This is a genomic window from Sinobaca sp. H24 (assembly GCF_023845525.1).
The window spans coordinates 1-15,779 of sequence record NZ_JALBWT010000006.1 but is presented as its reverse complement, the minus strand read 5'-3'; the positions used below and the strand labels follow the sequence as shown (position 1 = coordinate 15,779).

The 15,779-nt window shown below is 40.8% G+C and carries 24 protein-coding genes, 3 pseudogenes and 1 riboswitch; of the genes and pseudogenes, 16 read left to right on the top strand and 11 right to left on the bottom strand.

Translation table 11 applies throughout. The annotated features are described in order from the left end of the window. The first annotated feature begins 6 nt into the window (after positions 1–6). The 8 genes and pseudogenes from MMY81_RS10095 to MMY81_RS10075 all read left to right on the top strand — a co-directional run bounded on the left by MMY81_RS10095 (position 7) and on the right by MMY81_RS10075 (position 4,155). Positions 7–672 (top strand): GntR family transcriptional regulator, encoded by a 666-nt coding sequence (locus MMY81_RS10095; RefSeq protein WP_252312762.1) that lies wholly within the window; start codon positions 7–9, stop codon positions 670–672. A gap of 1 nt (position 673) precedes the next feature. Then, positions 674–1,354: an MmgE/PrpD family protein gene (locus tag MMY81_RS10090; RefSeq protein WP_252312761.1), complete on the top strand. Its 681-nt coding sequence runs from the start codon at positions 674–676 to the stop codon at positions 1,352–1,354. A 163-nt stretch (positions 1,355–1,517) separates the two neighbouring features. After that, complete coding sequence (locus MMY81_RS10085; protein ID WP_252312760.1) at positions 1,518–1,712, top strand: hypothetical protein; 195 nt, start codon at positions 1,518–1,520, stop codon at positions 1,710–1,712. Next, complete coding sequence (locus MMY81_RS35145) at positions 1,625–1,852, top strand: hypothetical protein (protein WP_374561671.1); 228 nt, start codon at positions 1,625–1,627, stop codon at positions 1,850–1,852. Before MMY81_RS10085 ends, MMY81_RS35145 begins: the two co-directional genes overlap by 88 nt. A gap of 442 nt (positions 1,853–2,294) precedes the next feature. Continuing rightward, positions 2,295–3,038 (top strand): SLC13 family permease, encoded by a 744-nt coding sequence (locus MMY81_RS10080; RefSeq protein WP_252312759.1) that lies wholly within the window; start codon positions 2,295–2,297, stop codon positions 3,036–3,038. After that, positions 2,998–3,444 (top strand): anion permease, encoded by a 447-nt coding sequence (locus MMY81_RS35140; protein WP_374561669.1) that lies wholly within the window; start codon positions 2,998–3,000, stop codon positions 3,442–3,444. The genes MMY81_RS10080 and MMY81_RS35140 overlap by 41 nt, the downstream gene beginning before the upstream one ends. Positions 3,445–3,576: 132 nt before the next feature. Next, positions 3,577–3,687 (top strand): annotated as a pseudogene (locus MMY81_RS33330) (GntR family transcriptional regulator); the annotation flags it as partial. A 6-nt stretch (positions 3,688–3,693) separates the two neighbouring features. Then, positions 3,694–4,155 carry a GntR family transcriptional regulator gene (locus MMY81_RS10075; protein ID WP_308215304.1) on the top strand — a complete coding sequence of 154 codons (462 nt, stop codon included), beginning with the start codon at positions 3,694–3,696 and terminating at the stop codon, positions 4,153–4,155. A gap of 224 nt (positions 4,156–4,379) precedes the next feature. On the opposite strand, the gene istB is transcribed toward MMY81_RS10075, so the two are convergent. From istB to MMY81_RS10045, 6 genes are all read right to left on the bottom strand, one after another. Continuing rightward, on the bottom strand, positions 4,380–5,153 hold the full coding sequence (istB, locus tag MMY81_RS10070) for an IS21-like element helper ATPase IstB (RefSeq protein ID WP_252311436.1): 774 nt from the start codon (positions 5,151–5,153) through the stop codon (positions 4,380–4,382). After that, complete coding sequence (locus MMY81_RS10065) at positions 5,150–5,611, bottom strand: hypothetical protein (RefSeq protein WP_252312757.1); 462 nt, start codon at positions 5,609–5,611, stop codon at positions 5,150–5,152. The genes istB and MMY81_RS10065 overlap by 4 nt, the downstream gene beginning before the upstream one ends. Before the next feature lie 14 nt (positions 5,612–5,625). Then, positions 5,626–6,696 (bottom strand): IS21 family transposase, encoded by a 1,071-nt coding sequence (gene istA, locus MMY81_RS10060; protein WP_252312756.1) that lies wholly within the window; start codon positions 6,694–6,696, stop codon positions 5,626–5,628. Between the two features lie 133 nt (positions 6,697–6,829). Beyond that, the gene (locus MMY81_RS10055; RefSeq protein ID WP_252312755.1) at positions 6,830–7,675 is read right to left on the bottom strand and encodes an NAD(P)-dependent oxidoreductase; all 846 of its coding nucleotides are present in this window, start codon (positions 7,673–7,675) and stop codon (positions 6,830–6,832) included. 55 nt (positions 7,676–7,730) lie between these two features. Further along, complete coding sequence (locus tag MMY81_RS10050; RefSeq protein ID WP_252312754.1) at positions 7,731–8,366, bottom strand: isocitrate/isopropylmalate family dehydrogenase; 636 nt, start codon at positions 8,364–8,366, stop codon at positions 7,731–7,733. A 150-nt stretch (positions 8,367–8,516) separates the two neighbouring features. After that, positions 8,517–8,801: an isocitrate/isopropylmalate family dehydrogenase gene (locus MMY81_RS10045; RefSeq protein ID WP_252312753.1), complete on the bottom strand. Its 285-nt coding sequence runs from the start codon at positions 8,799–8,801 to the stop codon at positions 8,517–8,519. Between the two features lie 187 nt (positions 8,802–8,988). On the opposite strand from MMY81_RS10045, the gene MMY81_RS10040 reads away from it, so the two are divergent. The 3 genes from MMY81_RS10040 (at position 8,989) to MMY81_RS10030 (ending at position 10,631) form a co-directional block, all read left to right on the top strand. Next, positions 8,989–9,663, top strand: a complete 675-nt coding sequence (locus MMY81_RS10040; RefSeq protein WP_252312752.1) for a sugar phosphate isomerase/epimerase family protein — start codon at positions 8,989–8,991, stop codon at positions 9,661–9,663. A 97-nt stretch (positions 9,664–9,760) separates the two neighbouring features. Continuing rightward, on the top strand, positions 9,761–10,333 hold the full coding sequence (locus MMY81_RS10035; protein WP_252312751.1) for a thioredoxin family protein: 573 nt from the start codon (positions 9,761–9,763) through the stop codon (positions 10,331–10,333). Positions 10,334–10,409: 76 nt separating this feature from the next. After that, entirely contained in the window at positions 10,410–10,631 is a 222-nt protein-coding gene (locus tag MMY81_RS10030; RefSeq protein WP_252312750.1) for a hypothetical protein, read from the top strand. A gap of 23 nt (positions 10,632–10,654) precedes the next feature. Here MMY81_RS10030 and MMY81_RS10025 read toward each other — a convergent pair whose 3' ends face one another. The 5 genes and pseudogenes from MMY81_RS10025 to MMY81_RS10015 all read right to left on the bottom strand — a co-directional run bounded on the left by MMY81_RS10025 (position 10,655) and on the right by MMY81_RS10015 (position 13,762). Further along, on the bottom strand, positions 10,655–11,524 hold the full coding sequence (locus MMY81_RS10025) for an SDR family oxidoreductase (protein WP_252312749.1): 870 nt from the start codon (positions 11,522–11,524) through the stop codon (positions 10,655–10,657). 341 nt (positions 11,525–11,865) lie between these two features. Next, positions 11,866–12,687 (bottom strand): SulP family inorganic anion transporter, encoded by an 822-nt coding sequence (locus tag MMY81_RS33975; RefSeq protein ID WP_308215298.1) that lies wholly within the window; start codon positions 12,685–12,687, stop codon positions 11,866–11,868. Positions 12,688–12,766: 79 nt separating this feature from the next. Beyond that, positions 12,767–12,973, bottom strand: coding sequence for a hypothetical protein (locus MMY81_RS33970; RefSeq protein ID WP_308215297.1), 207 nt, complete (start codon positions 12,971–12,973; stop codon positions 12,767–12,769). Between the two features lie 23 nt (positions 12,974–12,996). Then, positions 12,997–13,149: a hypothetical protein gene (locus tag MMY81_RS33965; protein WP_308215296.1), complete on the bottom strand. Its 153-nt coding sequence runs from the start codon at positions 13,147–13,149 to the stop codon at positions 12,997–12,999. A 23-nt stretch (positions 13,150–13,172) separates the two neighbouring features. Next, a pseudogene (locus tag MMY81_RS10015) lies at positions 13,173–13,762 on the bottom strand (xanthine phosphoribosyltransferase). A gap of 90 nt (positions 13,763–13,852) precedes the next feature. Continuing rightward, a riboswitch (purine riboswitch) is annotated at positions 13,853–13,955 on the bottom strand. 143 nt (positions 13,956–14,098) lie between these two features. Between MMY81_RS10015 and MMY81_RS10010 the strand changes: the two are divergent. The 5 genes and pseudogenes from MMY81_RS10010 to MMY81_RS09990 all read left to right on the top strand — a co-directional run. Further along, on the top strand, positions 14,099–14,521 hold the full coding sequence (locus tag MMY81_RS10010) for a hypothetical protein (protein ID WP_252312748.1): 423 nt from the start codon (positions 14,099–14,101) through the stop codon (positions 14,519–14,521). Positions 14,522–14,597: 76 nt separating this feature from the next. Then, positions 14,598–15,092: an ATP-binding cassette domain-containing protein gene (locus MMY81_RS10005; RefSeq protein ID WP_252312747.1), complete on the top strand. Its 495-nt coding sequence runs from the start codon at positions 14,598–14,600 to the stop codon at positions 15,090–15,092. Next, entirely contained in the window at positions 15,061–15,258 is a 198-nt protein-coding gene (locus MMY81_RS10000) for an ATP-binding cassette domain-containing protein (RefSeq protein WP_374561668.1), read from the top strand. Before MMY81_RS10005 ends, MMY81_RS10000 begins: the two co-directional genes overlap by 32 nt. Next, positions 15,246–15,404: a hypothetical protein gene (locus MMY81_RS09995; RefSeq protein WP_252312745.1), complete on the top strand. Its 159-nt coding sequence runs from the start codon at positions 15,246–15,248 to the stop codon at positions 15,402–15,404. Before MMY81_RS10000 ends, MMY81_RS09995 begins: the two co-directional genes overlap by 13 nt. A 98-nt stretch (positions 15,405–15,502) precedes the next feature. Continuing rightward, positions 15,503–15,779: pseudogene (locus tag MMY81_RS09990) on the top strand (SurA N-terminal domain-containing protein); the annotation flags it as partial.

Sequence of the window (15,779 nt, the reverse complement as noted above, 5' to 3'; positions counted from 1 at the left end):
GAGATAATGCCCGTTGAGAATTCTTCATCAAAGCCAAATTCCGTGTTTGATCATTTATGGAATGCAATAGTATCTGGAGAAATTGCTTCTGGAGAGATGCTCACGGAGAGGTCATTAGCAAAATCTCTAGGAGTAAGCCGAACACCCATAAGAGAGAGTTTAAGAAAGTTAGAAAAGTATGGTTTAGTCAAACACGAACCAAATAAAGGCGTTAGAGTTATTACAGTTAGCATAGATTCTGTAAAACAGCTCTATGAAGTGAGAGAATTATTGGAAGGATTAGGTGCTAATGCTTTGGCCCGAAGAGCTACAGAAAATGATATTGAAATTTTAGAGAATATCATTCATGAAGCTGAAAAAGCTGCAAATGAAAACGACATAGGAAAACTTTCTAAAATCAATTCATCTTTCCACCAAGAATTAGCAAAGAGATCTGGCAATCAATATTTAGAAAGTATAATGGAAACTCTTCAGTCTCATATCAGCCTTGTAATGTCAAAATCATTATCACAATCAGGAAGACCCACTAAAAACATTAAAGAACATTGGATGATCTTAGAAGCTATTAAACAAGGAGATCCAATGCTGGCCGAATCAATTACGAAATATCATGTAAGAAAAGCAATGGCTAATGCGATAAAAAAAGTATCTTCAACTACACAGGAGGAATAAAATGACGACAAAAACACTAGTTAAAAACATACTAAATACGAAATTAGAAAATATCCCAGAGGAAGTTAAGCTTCATGGTCAGAAAAGTTTGCTAAATTGGCTAGGAGTAGCTATAGGAGCTTCTCATCATCCATCAGTAGACATGGTGTTAGATTTAAAAGAAGAATTAAATTGGAGCGAGGAAATCACCATTCTTGGAAGAAAAGATAAAAGTGACATGCTAACAGCTACGCTTATTAATGGAATGTCTTCTCATATTTTTGATTTTGATGACACGCATCTCGACACTATTCATCATCCGAGTGGACCGGTAGCTCCAGTCGTTTTTGCACTTGGTGAAAAATATAGTGTTGAACCTGATAAATTGCTTCTTGCTTTTATATTAGGATGTGAAGCTGAATTAAGAATTAGTAACGCAGTATACCCAAGTCATTACGATTTAGGGTGGCATATAACTAGTACAGCAGGGTATTTGGCTCAGCGATTGCAGCTGCTGTTTATATTGGATATGAAGGAAGAGCAAATATTAAATAGCTTAGGTGTAGCCGGCACACAAGCTAGTGGTTTAAGAGAAATGTTTGGTACAATGACTAAACCATTTCACCCTGGAAAGGCTGCTCAAAATGGATTGTTAGCAGCACTTTTAGCAAAAAGAGGTTTTACAAGTTCTAAACAGTTCTAGAAGCTAAAAGAGGATTTGCTAATGTCCTAGCTCCAGAGCACGATTTGGAACAAGTGAATGTTAACTGGGGAAAGCAGTGGGAACTTCTAAAAAATAGTTTTAAACCTTATGCGTGTGGAATAGTGCTTCATCCTTCAATTGATACTTGTATTGACTTAATAAAGTGGCTGATCCGGAAGATGTAAAAAAAATAGAAATCACTGTAAATCCATATGTTCTTGAATTAACGGGTAAAAAGGAGCCAAATACAGGACTAGAAGGAAATTTAGTATCTATCACTCTGCGGCAGTTGGCTATTTATATGGCGCAGCAGGAGAAAAACAGTATTCAGATGAAGTTGTTAATTCGAAAGAAGTAATAGAATTCCGGGAAAAGATAAGTCCTACTGTTGATAATGATTACAAAAGTGATGAAGCTTATACCAAAGTAACATTAAAAGATGGTTCGGTTCATGAATATCACGTAAAACATGCTACGGGTAGTATTGATAATCCATGAAAGATAAAGAAATAAAATCCAAATTCTTAAATTTAACCGAACCTATTATAGGAAAGGAACAGGCAAATCAACTTATACATGATTTTTATAATTGGGAAAAAATTACTAATTTCAACGATATAATTAAGCTTACAAAATAATTTAGAAAGCAGCAGCCAATAAAGGCTGCTGCTTTATTTACAAAAAGAAGGTGCTGACATGGGTAGATTAAGCATTATTATACTATGTGTAATAGGGATTATTACTATATACCAATTTGAAACGAATATAGTCTCTCAACCATATCCGGTTACTACTATAAGTATTTTTATTTTTGGAATTATGATGTGGTTTTTAAATATTATGCCAGCGCCTATAACTGGAATTTTAATAATGATATTATTTACTTTTTTTGGAATTCTTCTTTTGAAAAGGTAGTTTCAGGGTTAGGTGAACCAGTAATTTGGCTAGTTATATCTGTTTTAGTTTTAGGTACAGCAGTAGAAAAACTCTTTTGGATAAAAGAATTGCATATAAATCTTTGGCGTTGTTTGGAAAAAGTGAAAAGAAAGTTATTATAATTTTTATAGTATTAGGTTATATATTAACTTTTCTAATACCAAATTCTATGGCACGCTTATCGATGTTATTACCTATCTCTCAAGGAGTAATTGATAGTATAAAATCGAAGAATAAAGAAAATTTCAGAAAGGCTTTAATTCTAACGATCACTTTTGTTCCTTATATAACTACTGTAGCTATAATCACAGGAGCCAGTGGATCTATCTATGCTGCAGGTTTGTTTGAAGCAACTTTAGATTATCAATGGGGGTATCTTTATTGGTTATTATTAATTTCACCGATTACAATATTTACGTTAATAATCTTATGGTTTTCTTTAAATTATTGGTTTCCATTAAATAATGCTGAAAAAATGAATACAGTGTTATTCCACACAAAATTAAACAATATGGGAAAAGTAAAAAAAACAGAGAAGAAATTAATTGCCATTTACCTAGTATTAATACTTGGTTGGGTTACAAATGAGTGGCATACCATCTCTATTTCGATGGTATCTCTAGTAGCTATGATTATTTTATTTTTACCTGGTATAGAAATCATCAAGTGGGAAGAGGCAAGAAAAGAAGGTAGATTGGGGAGTTCCAATACTTTTTGCAGCTGGATTAGCTATCGCATCAGCTTTTGAGTCTGGAGGAGTAATTGAATTTATAGCTGATAATATATTATATAGGCTGGAAAGCGTTCAACCATTAGCTTTATCATTTAGTGTCATGCTAATAATAATTATTATTAGAATTGGATTCACTAATTTTAACTCTATGGTTGCTTCTACTATGCCGCTTATACTAACTTTGGGTATAATTAGTGATATTAATCCAGTGTGGCTTGGAATGGTTTACTTAATGGCTAGTAGTACATCTTTCTTTATCCCTACCCAAGCAATAGGGAGCATGACAACTTATTCTCTAGGGTATTATACGAGTATTGATTTCTTTAAGGTAGGACTCCCAGTTACGCTTGCTATAATTATTGTAACATTAGCTGCAGCTTTCTATTATTGGCCAGTGATGGGATTATCTATTTTGGAATAAAATTTTATTATTTTTATGAGAGAGTGAATAGTTAATCCCAGTTAAGATAGCAGAGAGGTGAAAAATGGAAAAAAAATATTTAGTTTTAAATAAATTGCATGAACTTATTACGAATGGCTATTTTCGCCTGGTGATTATTTAAAAGAAAGGGAAATAGCAGAAAAACTGGGAGTGAGTCGAACACCGGTAAGAGATGCATTCAATAAATTGAAATTAGAAGGATTAATAATTGAAAAAGGAAGAAAAGGAATGATGATTCCTTTCTTTACAGAAGAAGAGGTTAAAGATTTATACGACGTTAGGGAATACATTGAAGGACTGGCAGTTAGATTAGTAACAGAAAAGGGTAATGAAAAAGTGATATCTGAATTAGAAAATATGATAATTCAGGCAAAAGAAGCAGCTACTAAAAATGATATTAAGGAACAAACTATAATTAATGGTTCTTTTCATCAACTAATTGCGAAAAGTACTGAAAATTTGTATGTAATTAATATTTTCCATTCCTTACAGTCGAGTATTAATTTAATGAGATCTACTTCACTATCGGTAGATGGAAGACTTACTACTAATATACATGAGCATGTGGAAATAGTAGAAGCGAGAAAAAAAGGAGATGCTTTTTTAGCTGAAAACGTAACTCGAAAGCAACATTATAATAGTTTAGATCATGTATTGACGTCCATAAAAGTTATAAAGCTAAAAAAGTAAATTTGATATTTATTGATAGACTTCAGAATATAATTAAAGACACCTTAATAATAGAGGTGTCTTTATATTTTTAATAAATTTTATTCAAAAGAATAATGTTCTAATACATTATTTAAAGAACCTTCTGCAAAGCGCTGTAATACTTCCCAGGTTATATAGCCGATATGTAACCGTCAAGTAGGATAGATCAATTTTCATAAATAAGATAGATCAACTTTCACCAATTAAGATAGACCACTTGTTTCGGGAAACAATGTTTTTCGATATTTCATGCGAATGCTGTCCATTTCTTCGCCAAACGTAATGATTTCACTGCGGTGAAGGAGGCGATCTAAGATCGCCGTGGTCAGGGTAGGGTCACCTAAGAACTTTCCCCATTCATTCGGTCCTTTATTTGACGTTAAGATGAAGGCAGCCTTTCCATAGAGGTCATAAATAAATTGGAAGAAAAGATGCGCTTCATGCATTTCGTACGTCATATACATGACATCATCGATGATGATGAGATCCGATCCAATGATCCGTTTATACCGGGTGTTGGATTTTTTGATGTGCTCTCGTGTTTTTAAGATATACATCAGATTGGCCATCGAAATAAAAGAGACTTGAAACCCTCGTTCGACGGCATGCACGCCTAATGCGACGGACAGGTGTGTTTTGCCTGCACCTGTCGGTCCCATCAAAATGAGCGTGAAATCATCTTCCACCCAATGAAGATCTTTCAAGACATTGAATTGCTTTTCTCCTAATGCATTTTGTTCTTTTAAATCATACGCAGCTAGTGTTTTTATTTCTGGAAACTCTGCCCACTTCATGAGTCGTTCGATGGTTTTTTGTTCCCGACACTGGAGCTCGTACGTCAAAAGTTCATGGGTGAACTCATGATACGTCCACCCTTTAGCTTCTGCTTTACGGAGAAGAGTCGGCAGCTCTTTGGCTGTTTCAGCCAACCGTAGGGTTCGGCATTGCTGTTGTAACAACTCAAAAGGATGGCTCATGACCCTCGCCCTCCCTTCAATACGTTCAAGTATGTATCGCTTGATCGTTCAGGCGCTTTCCATTCCATGTATTTTGGGTTGAGTGAAACGTCAGGAGAAGAAGAGAGCTGGACCTGCCGGTCCAGGGAATAAGCCATATCGCGAAAATCGTTGCCACTGATTAATTGGAGCTTTTGAATATCTTTTAGAGCTGCTTCTATGCTGTTTGGATGGGCTCGAATGGTTTGTTGAATCACCTTCAATTGATCGATCAAATGCCGTGGGTATTTTTCTGTTAATGCTTCGATAAACCACTGAATACCTGCTTTGTTAGAAAAAGCGTCCGACAGTTCATGAATTAAAAGACTGCGCTTGGATTCGCTTTTCACTCGATGCCGCGGGTCTGAAATAACGATCCCTTTTTTCTCGGAAAGAGGGTGTGTTGCTAACACAGGGCCCGTTGGTTTTAAGCGAATCAAAAGGGTACGCCCCTCTATGATCTGGAGGTATGCTTTATTTGATGCCTGTTCTCGATACGTGCCTGAGGGCACGCTATATCGATTCTGCAGGTAACGAATGACATTGTCCTTATGAATCGTTCTTGGTATACTGGAGGAAAGATGATGTTCAAATAGGTAAGTAGTAGAGACTTTTTGTAAGTGTTGCTTTTCCAGGGCGTGCACTTCGAAAGGTCTCTTTTTATGTTGTGATGCACTTTCCTATTGCCGGTCCGCTTTAACCAGGCCAAGCAGGCTTCATTCCACGTCGCTAATTGATCGAACACTCGGTTTTTGCTGAAGTTGTATTTCACAAACTTCACGACCTGTTCGATTTTCCCTTTTGATTCTGGATCACTTTTCCGGCAAAGGTACACTTTAAAGCCTCGTGCTGTTTGGTATTTGGTAAATTCGGCTGTTAAAATGAGATCTCCGGCGTTCTCACTGACGGCGAGCAGCGCATCTTGATCATAAACCATCTCCGCCGGCATTCCTTCGTAATAGGCAAACGCATTTTCATGACATCTTACGACGTCAGCCGTGCGGAAGGGACGATCCAGCCACTCGACATACTTATAGCGAGAATGGGACAGGACAAAAGCAATGAAGTAAAGGCGTTTGTGTCCTCCCGTTTTCTTTTTCACGACGGTTTGTCCAAAATCGACTTGCCCCTGCTGCCCCGGAAAACTTTCAGGAGTGGCCGAATAGTTTCGGTGCTGTATTTTTTTGGGAATATGGTACATCTCGCGCAGCTCATTCACATAATTACGGACTGTATTTTCCGTAGCACCTCGAAAACTCATCCGTTCTTCCAACCAGTCATGGACCTGGGCCCCAGTCAAATCCGGGTGCTCCTGCAGCCAGTGGAGAATCGGATCCCGGAAGGGATCCAGCTTCTTTGACCGGTGGCGCAGGGAAATGAGAAAATCCTCAAATTCCTCCGGGGCCATCCCCATATAATCTTTTACCGTATTCCTCGACATATTTAGTTTTTTTGCAATCGAGTTAATGGAAAACCCTTCGGCATGTAACTGCCGGATCTCTGCATATTTCATAAATCGCTTCACTCCAATTTCCTCACTTTCAATAAACTAGCCTCAGCCTATTAAAAGTGTCATATTTGTAGGGAAATTGGTCAATCTTATTTGTGGAAACCTGCTCTGTCTTAATTGTGATAAATTGCTCTCTCTAGTTTATCGTTTACATATGGGGGGTTAATAAAACATTAGGAGCATTTTTGAAAATGTTTTCCACTAAAGGTTCTTCAGGAAATGTATCAATACCTGCCCCTAGCAAATGGCCATTTTCTAACAAACGTGAGAGCTCTTCATTATCTAATAGCCCGCCTCTTGAGGTATTTATCAAAACACTTCCTTTTTTCATAAGTTGTAGTTTCTGAGCATCTATTACTCCTTTTAACTCGGGTACAAGCCTTACATGAATGGAAACTACATCTGAGGTTTTCATTAATTCTTCCAAAGGAAGAACTTTAATCTCTTCATCCCCTTTTTCTCCTGTTGGCCTCCACGTTACAACTTCCATATTAAAACAAGAAGCTACTTTGGCGACTTTTTTAGAAACTTCACCATATCCAATAAGTCCTAATCGTTTTCCTTGAAGTTCAAAACCAGGAGTCTGAATCCAACGATTCTCCATAAGGTTCTTTTGATGAATTGGTAGCATTCGCATGGACCCAATAATAAGAGCAAAAGTTAATTCAACTACAGAAGGACCAGAAGTTCCGCCAGTCAGAGTAATAAATATATTCTGTTTTTCTGCTTGCACTTTATCAATATGGGCAGTACCAGATCCAGTTTGAGATATCATTTTCAAGTTGGGAAGTTCTAATAAAATTTCTTTAGTCAATTTAACACGCTCTCTAACTAGAATAACGATATCGGCCTCTTTCAAAGCTTCCGTTACTTTGGTGCCAGACATAGGTTTTGAATAAATTTGAATTCTGCAATTAAGATCTTTTAAAGATTGAAGCTTGGGTGAATTTATAAAAACGCTTTCATAATCTCCTAAAACTATTATATTGGTCATATAAAAACTCCTTTTATTAAATAGTTTCAACATTATTTTAAATTTGAATGGTTTTTTAAGCCGTTGGAAGACGTTCCATAACAGCTTCAGCCATCTGTTTAGTAGAATAGTTGCCGCCTAAGTCTGGTGTGACTAATTTTGCTTTAATAGTACTGTGCACAGCATCTTCTATATATTTGGAAGCGTGGAGTAAGGAAGATGTATTTGTTTTCGTACCAAGCCAATGAAACAACATCATACCAGACATGATTAATGCGTAGGGGTTAGCAATTCCTTTACCTGCTATGTCCGGAGCAGAACCGTGTGTTGCTTGCGCCATAACGTATTTTGGACCGACAGAAAGGCCCGGAGCCATTCCTAAACCACCAACCAAACCAGAGGCTAAATCTGATAAAATATCCCCAAACATATTTGTGGTTACTAAAACATCGAAATGTTCAGGATACATTACTAACTCGGCTGCTATAGAATCTACATGTGCCTCTCTGTACTCTACATTAGGAAATTTTTCAGCGACACTTCGACAAGATTCTGTGAACAAACCACACCCTAATTTAAAAACAGATTTTTTATGAACTACTGTTACTTTTTTGTTGCGCTGTTCGGCTAATTTAAAAGCTGTTTCAGCAACCTTTACTGAATTGGTTCTTGTAATAACACGAACTGACATAGCCATATCAGGGTTTGGCATGAATTCTCCAGAGCCGGTATGCATGTTGCGATCTGGTTGAAATCCTTCATTATTCTCTCGACTATAACCAAATTAACATTGTTGTGTAAGGAAGGAATTCCATGATAAGAACGGCTCGGTCGAATGTTGCTTGTAAGATCATATTTTTTTCTAATAATTGGGTGAGGGTTTTATGGCGTCAGGGTCATTTTTAGGATAAGCAGCATGACCAATTGGACCTAAAATCCAACCATCCATTTCATCTAACGTTTTTAATGTTTCATCAGTCAGTGTTTCACCATAATCAATTAGAGAAGTGTAGCCTATGGGGAGATCATTCCAAGAAATGTGCACATCATTAAAATTCATGATAGCTTTTTTCATTATATCTACTGTAGCCGGAACAATTTCGTGCCCAATATCATCACCATTCATAATTGCAAGATTAAGTCTCAAAATATCACTACCCTTCGTTATGGTATACCATAATGAAGGGAATAGAAAGAGGCTATTTTAATAATAGACAACAATTAATTTAATAAATAATTTCACGTACTAAATTTATTTATTAATAAAATTACAATTAAATAATCAAAAAATGGTAAACTATACCCATTACATAATAGATGAAAGAGGGATAATTGTGACCAAAACAGCATTGCAGTTATATACACTTCGAAACGAATTAAAAGAGGATTTTGAAGGCACCATGCATCAGGTTTCCAGAATGGGATATGAGGGAATTGAACTGGCAGGGGACACCGGTGGAATGTCAGCTGAAGTGCTCCATGTGTTTTTAAAACAAATAAAGCTTGAAACAGCTTCTCTTCATATACCGCTGGAGGAGCTGGAGAATAATCTTGCCTATCACATTGAGTTTGCTCATGCACTTGGCTGCCGGCACATCGTCTGCCCGTATCTGGAGGCAGAGAGGCGCCGGAGCATCCAGCAATACAAGGATTTAGCAGCTGTTTTCAATCGCATTGGCGAAGCGTGCCGGAAAGAAAATATTACGTTTTCCTACCATAACCATGATTTTGAACTGCTGATGCTGGATGGAGAGCTTCCGCTTGCGGTTATACTGGAGCATACCGACCCATCACTTGTCAGTATTGAGCTCGATACATACTGGGTGCAGAAAGCCGGTGAAGATCCACTTGAATGGATGGAACGCTGTAAGGAGAGACTGCCGCTCGTCCATCTAAAAGACATGACCAGAGACGACGAGGCATTTTTTGCAGAGCTCGGAACAGGACGTATGGATATAGAAGCCATTGTAAAAAAGCGGAGCAAAGCGATGCAGACTGGCAGATCGTAGAACAGGATGAATCCCGGCAGCAGCCTATCGAGAGCGTAAAAGAAAGCATGCAGTATTTACAGCGTTTATCCGTTTAAAATAACGAGGAGGGTACATAATGCCTGCGCAGCAGAACATTGCAGATATGATTGGAAAAGGAATCACCGTAGATGCTTTTGAATCACAAATGAAACCAGACTATCAGGAAAAAATGAAAGAGTGGCAGAATGGATTTGTCTGGACAGATCATTCGCAGGAAGTGCTGAGCTTTCTGCGGACCAGGTCAGACCTGCACTGCTCGATTATTGCTTCGGACTGGTGCGAGGACGTGCACCGGAACTTTCCTGTTATTACAAAAGTAATGGAGCAGGCAGCTATCCCAACAGAAGTATTTATTCAGGAAGATCATCCTGCTTTTATAGATGCTTTTCGGACGCTTGGAGGAGCATCAGTTCCTAAGGTAATTGTGTCCAACACTTCCGGAGACGTTCATTTCACGTGGGGGCCAAGACCTGCGTTTATCCAGGAACCGATGGCTGCCTTTAAAGCAAAACAGCTAACAGAATCCGATGCTGACTTCGCTGTTGAACGAACAAGAGCCTATGAAGGAATACAGGCACGATATGGCGAAGACTTTGATTATCAAAAATTGGTCGTTTATGAAATAACAAATCTTCTGTCCCAAACGTAAACAGTATGTCAAAACTGTTTGCTTTACATCGAACACTTGTTCTTATATAATGTGATTATATAAGAAAGAGGTGGGGATGATGGAGGGTATTATCGAAAGAGCGATTGAAGAACAGGTTCCAATTCAGCTCGTTTATGAGAGCAAAAGCGGTATTACGCAACGGACGATAACAATATATAAAAACGAACCAGAACGAATCGTTGCCTACTGCCATACCAAGAAAGCCGTCCGCTCCTTTCGAAAGCGATGCATACTTGCCATACAGCCTATAAAAAAGAGATACCCCGCTGTTATATAAACAGATAAGGTATCTCTTTTTATTTAGGTAGTTACAAACCGTCCGCCATTGACATGAATAACCTGGCCGGTCATATAGCTCGAGTCCTGGGAACCAAGCATCACGAATGCCGGTGCCAGTTCAGCCGGCTGTCCCGGCCGTCCCATCGGCGTGTTCGTACCAAAACCTTCAACTTTATCCTCGCCGAATGTTGAAGGAATAAGCGGCGTCCAGATTGGGCCGGGAGCGACACCGTTCACACGGATTCCTTTCGAAGCAAGCGAGGTAGACAGGGAACGAATCAGAGTCGTTACCGCGCCGTTTGTAGCAGAGTAATCGATTAAACCGGCTGAACCGTCATACGCCGTGACAGACGTCGTATTAATAATAGCGGCCCCTTCTTTTAAATGAGGCATTGCCGCCTGAATGAAATAAAACATCGAAAAGACATTGGTTCGAAACGTTTTTTCGAGCTGATCTTTAGTAATGTCTTCAATTTTTTCCTGAGGGTGCTGTTCGGCCGCGTTATTTATTAGTACATCAAGACGGCCGAATTCTTTTATTGTATCTTCCACTGCTTTTTTAGCAAATTCATCATCTCCGCCATCACCTGGCAGCAGCAGACAGCGACGGCCGTAGTTTTCTATTTCCTTTTTGGTTTCTTCGGCGTCTTCATGCTCATCAAGATACACGATCGCAAGATCTGCTCCTTCTTTAGCGTATGCAATAGCGGCGGCTTTCCCGATGCCGCTGTCTCCACCTGTAATAAGTGCTATTTTGTCTTTCAGCTTATCGGCACCTTTATATTCCGGATTATCATGAACCGGTTTCGGATTCATTTCTTCTACTTCACCGGGTTGTTTATGCTGCTGTTGAGCGGGCTGGCCGTCCTGTTGTTTATCTTTAAATTCCATCTATTTCTGCCTCCTTGTTGTGGTTGAATATAATAAGCAGTACCCCTGCTGATGCAGACTCAAACAGATGACAGAAAAAACCGGGTCCTTTTTAAAGGAACCCGGCTCTTTTAAGATACCCGTCGTTCTTCGTTTTTCCATTGATCTGTCTTCGTCTGGCTACCGCTGCTGCCAAGCGCAGAGAGCGAAAAAGACAGCTACCACGAGATAGCCTGCCGTGAAATCCGGCGCTGCATTCAAGGCAAGTGCAGGTGCGTGCATAAACCCAACAAATGAAAACAGTGCTGCTGTTAACGTAAATAGGACTGCGCGTCTCCATTCCCGGTCAATAATGGAAACAGTTACCGCTCCAAGCAGTATTGCTGTAAAGAGAGCTCCCTGACAAGAGGAACGATCCCTTCTGAAATATCAGCCACCACTTCTCCGGCCGGATTATTAAAACGAGTCATCGTGTAGTTCGCGAGATATGGAAGCATAGCGAGCGCAACCGCCGGAAAATACCGGCTGGTCGTAGTCGAAAAGGCGGTCGCTACCATGGACATACCGACAAAAACAAGTACCGGCGCTATAGCTGCAAGCGGGATCAGGGCAGACAGTGCTGCAATCATCCCGGTCAAGCGGCAGCCAGTATAACAAATGCATTTAAGATACTGTAGCCTCCCGGCTCCCATTTCTTTCGAACCTATCGTTGCTATGTACACAGTCGTAGGAAACAGCCCGCCAAACAGGGCACCGAGCATCGTACCAGTACCATCAACTGCCTGGCATTCCCTGACATCATACGAATCTCCAACCGCAGACATCGCTTCTACATTATTCATTGTTTCAATGGCGTTATAGATTGTAATAGGCAGCAGCACCCCAAGCAGTCCTATCGCTGCTCCAAACAATAAGGTCATGCCGTCAAATGCGGCCAGGCTGGGCAGAATAGGATAAAAGCCTACATTAGATAACCCTTCAGCTACTTCTCCCGGGCTCTGATATCCAAGCGTAAATGCCAGAATAGTACCAACGATCACGGCTAGTAAAGACGCCGGCATCCGGAAAGGGAAAACGACTTTTCCGACAAACCCGACAAGAATTATGGCCAGTGCAACCAGCCCGACGACAGGGATCGCAAACGTATGAAACAGCATTTCACCGGCAATAAAGGAAAACGCCACACGGCCAGGGCGCCGAGAAGCGCAGGCCGGGGCAGGTGATCACGGATCCAGTTGCCGGTCAAACTCACAAGGGCTTCGATCAATCCGCTGATAAAGCAGCTGCCACGGCAATTTTCCAGGCCAGATCCGGATCATTCGTAATAGCTAGAGCCGGAGCAAGTACTCCGAATAAAAAGACAAACATAACAGGCGTACTGACACCGTAAGAAAGAGCCGTCACATCACTCCTGTTTTCTTTTTTAGCAAGCCGGGAAGCCATGTAGGCATAATATAAATTTCCTGCCATTACGGCCACTGCCGTACCGGGAATTACTTTTCCAAAACGATCGAAGCAGGAAAACCCATACCAAGCATTGTTACGGTAATTACCACAAAGTTGGCTAGATTATTTTGGAACAAAGCAAAAAAGGCATCAAGATCCTGCCGCTTAAACCACGGATAGTGAACCGTCTGGTCGTTCATGTACTGTTTCACCTTCTCTTTTCTTATTTAACGGGGGCATGCGATTCGACAAAAGTGACGCGTCCATCATCAAGTGATTTGATCCGTGCCAGAGATTCGACCCGGTAGCCGCTGTTTACAAGCTGTTCCCGTCCCGGCTGAAAGGATTTTTCAATAACAATGCCGACACCGGAAACAACTGCTTCTGCTTTCTCAACAATATCGATCAACCTTTGGCCGCCTGGCCGTTAGCAAGAAAATCGTCCAGAATCAGTACTTTATCACCTGGATCCAGAAAATCTTTCGATACGGCAATTTCGGATTCCTGCTGCTTGGTAAACGAGTAAACTTTACTGGCATACACATGCTCATCCATTGTCAGCGACTTCCGCTTTCTCGCAAATACGAGCGGCACTTCTAGTTTCGTGGCCGCCATAAAGCTTGGTGCAATACCGGAAGACTCTATCGTTAATACTTTCGTAATCCCTTCCTCTTGAAAAATACGGGCAAATTCTTCTCCTACCTCTGCCATTAAGACGGTATCAATCTGATGATTTAAAAACGTATCCACTTTAAGGACATTTTTGGATAACACACTGCCGCGGTCCATAATCGCTTGTTTTAATCGTTCCATTCGTCTGCTCCTTTTTTAAGTTATCTGCTCCTATACAAATAAAAAAGCCTGCCTCCCGACGGATCGAGTGACAGGCGGACGTATACATAGAAATACCGTCGCTGCACTCGTAGTCAGGCCGTTCACGGCAGCCTGGTAGAAACGCGCGGACCATATTTCCGCAATTTATACGAGAGAAAAACATTATATTGTTTTATAGATAAGAGTCTATTATAGACGAACATACCTGTCTTGAGAAGCCCGATTTTTCATGTTGGTATGGTTTCTTCGTTTAAGGAGCTGCAGGCTGGGGAATGCGGTATTCATCTGCACTATATACGAAAAAGGGGGTTATTTTTGAATTACGAAGATTTTAAAACATTAATTGTGCATAATGGCAACAGCGAGGACTGGTTATATGATGAGTTTCATCAGGTGTATACGCTGAAAGAAAACCTGAGCGTATCCATTCACTTCTGTAAAGAACGGGGTACCGAAGAGGTAAGCAAAGACTGGTTCACAAAAACGGGAAGCAGCAAAGGTCGTGAATTGTTTTTTGACATCCATCTGGGAGCGTCATTAATTGAACAGCTTCGTTTTTATGAGCTTGATAATGGAAATGTGCTGATGCCTGAAGCAGATACGCTCGATACTGTATCAGAGTATCACTACAGTATCGCCCGAGCGGTCAATAAGCCGAATGCAAAACCAAATGACGATGTTATTGACGAGTATTTTGACCGGCTTGGCTGGAGAATTTATAAAACGTCCAACGAATAAACGAATAATCGAATGATCCGGCCGGGCGCCGGATCATTTTTTGTTATACTGAAAAGAAAAAAGGGGGCAGGCAGCGATGCCGGAGGAATTATTTCAATTGCAGAAGGTCACTGTACAAACCGGCGGGCAGACAAGACTTGAAAATGTTTCTTTTTCTTTAGAACAAGGGGTACATACCGGACTGCTCGGCTTAAACGGCTCTGGAAAAACAACGATTCTTCAGCTGTTGACAGGCTATATCTGGCCTACAGAAGGAACCGTGCACAGCTGGATGGGGAAACATGGCCAGGTACCGATGCAGCAGCTGCGCCGGGAAATCGGCTGGGTAAGCGATGCACTTGACGACCGTTACCGGACGAGAAGCAGCGATACGGCACTTGAAGTTGTTATCAGTGGTTATTTTGCCTCGGTTGGTTTGTACGAAGATCCCGACGAAAAGGTGACCGCCTATGCACTGAAATGTCTGGATCGGTTTCAAGTCGAAAGATACGCAGATAAACCATACAGCCAGTTTATCCCAAGGAGAAAAACGGCGTGTGATGCTGGCACGAGCATGGGTAATCAAACCTAGACTTTTGATCCTTGATGAGCCGTGCACCGGTCTTGACGTTAAAGGAAGAGAAGAGCTGCTCTCTTTACTGCAGCAGGCCCTGAGTGAACCGAATGCCCCGACGCTTTTATACGTCACCCATCACATTGAGAGCTCCCGCCGGCTGTTATCAATATGGCGCTTATAAAAGAAGGAAAGCTGCTCTGTCAAGGGTTCAAAGCAGATGTTCTGACGGATAAGCTGATCTCGGAGGCTTTTGATGTGCAGGCGTCCATCACATGGGAAGAAGAACGTCCCTGGCTTCGAGTCAAAAGCGGAAAACCGGTGAAGTAAATCCTTGAACAGGCAGGTGGGAGCAGGCGTTCCGTTATCTTTCCACCCTGGAAGTATGATACAATACGGAACAGCATAGATATGAAAGGAGCTTTTCTTTGAGTAAAAAATGGTTACTAACAGCCAGTATGGCTATTTCCCTTTCCGTTATTGCAGCATGCGGGGGAGAATCCGAAGAAGAAGCAGGATCAGATGAAGAACAGGAACAGCAGGAGAGCGCAGAATCTGAAGGTCAGGAAGCGGAACAGCCGCAGGAGCCGGAAGTAAACCTCGATGATGTTCCCGATGTTGTCGCTGAAGTGAACGGGGAAGAAATTACAAAAGACGAGTTTGAAACAGCGTATACGACGACCTTATCGATGTTTTCCATGCAGG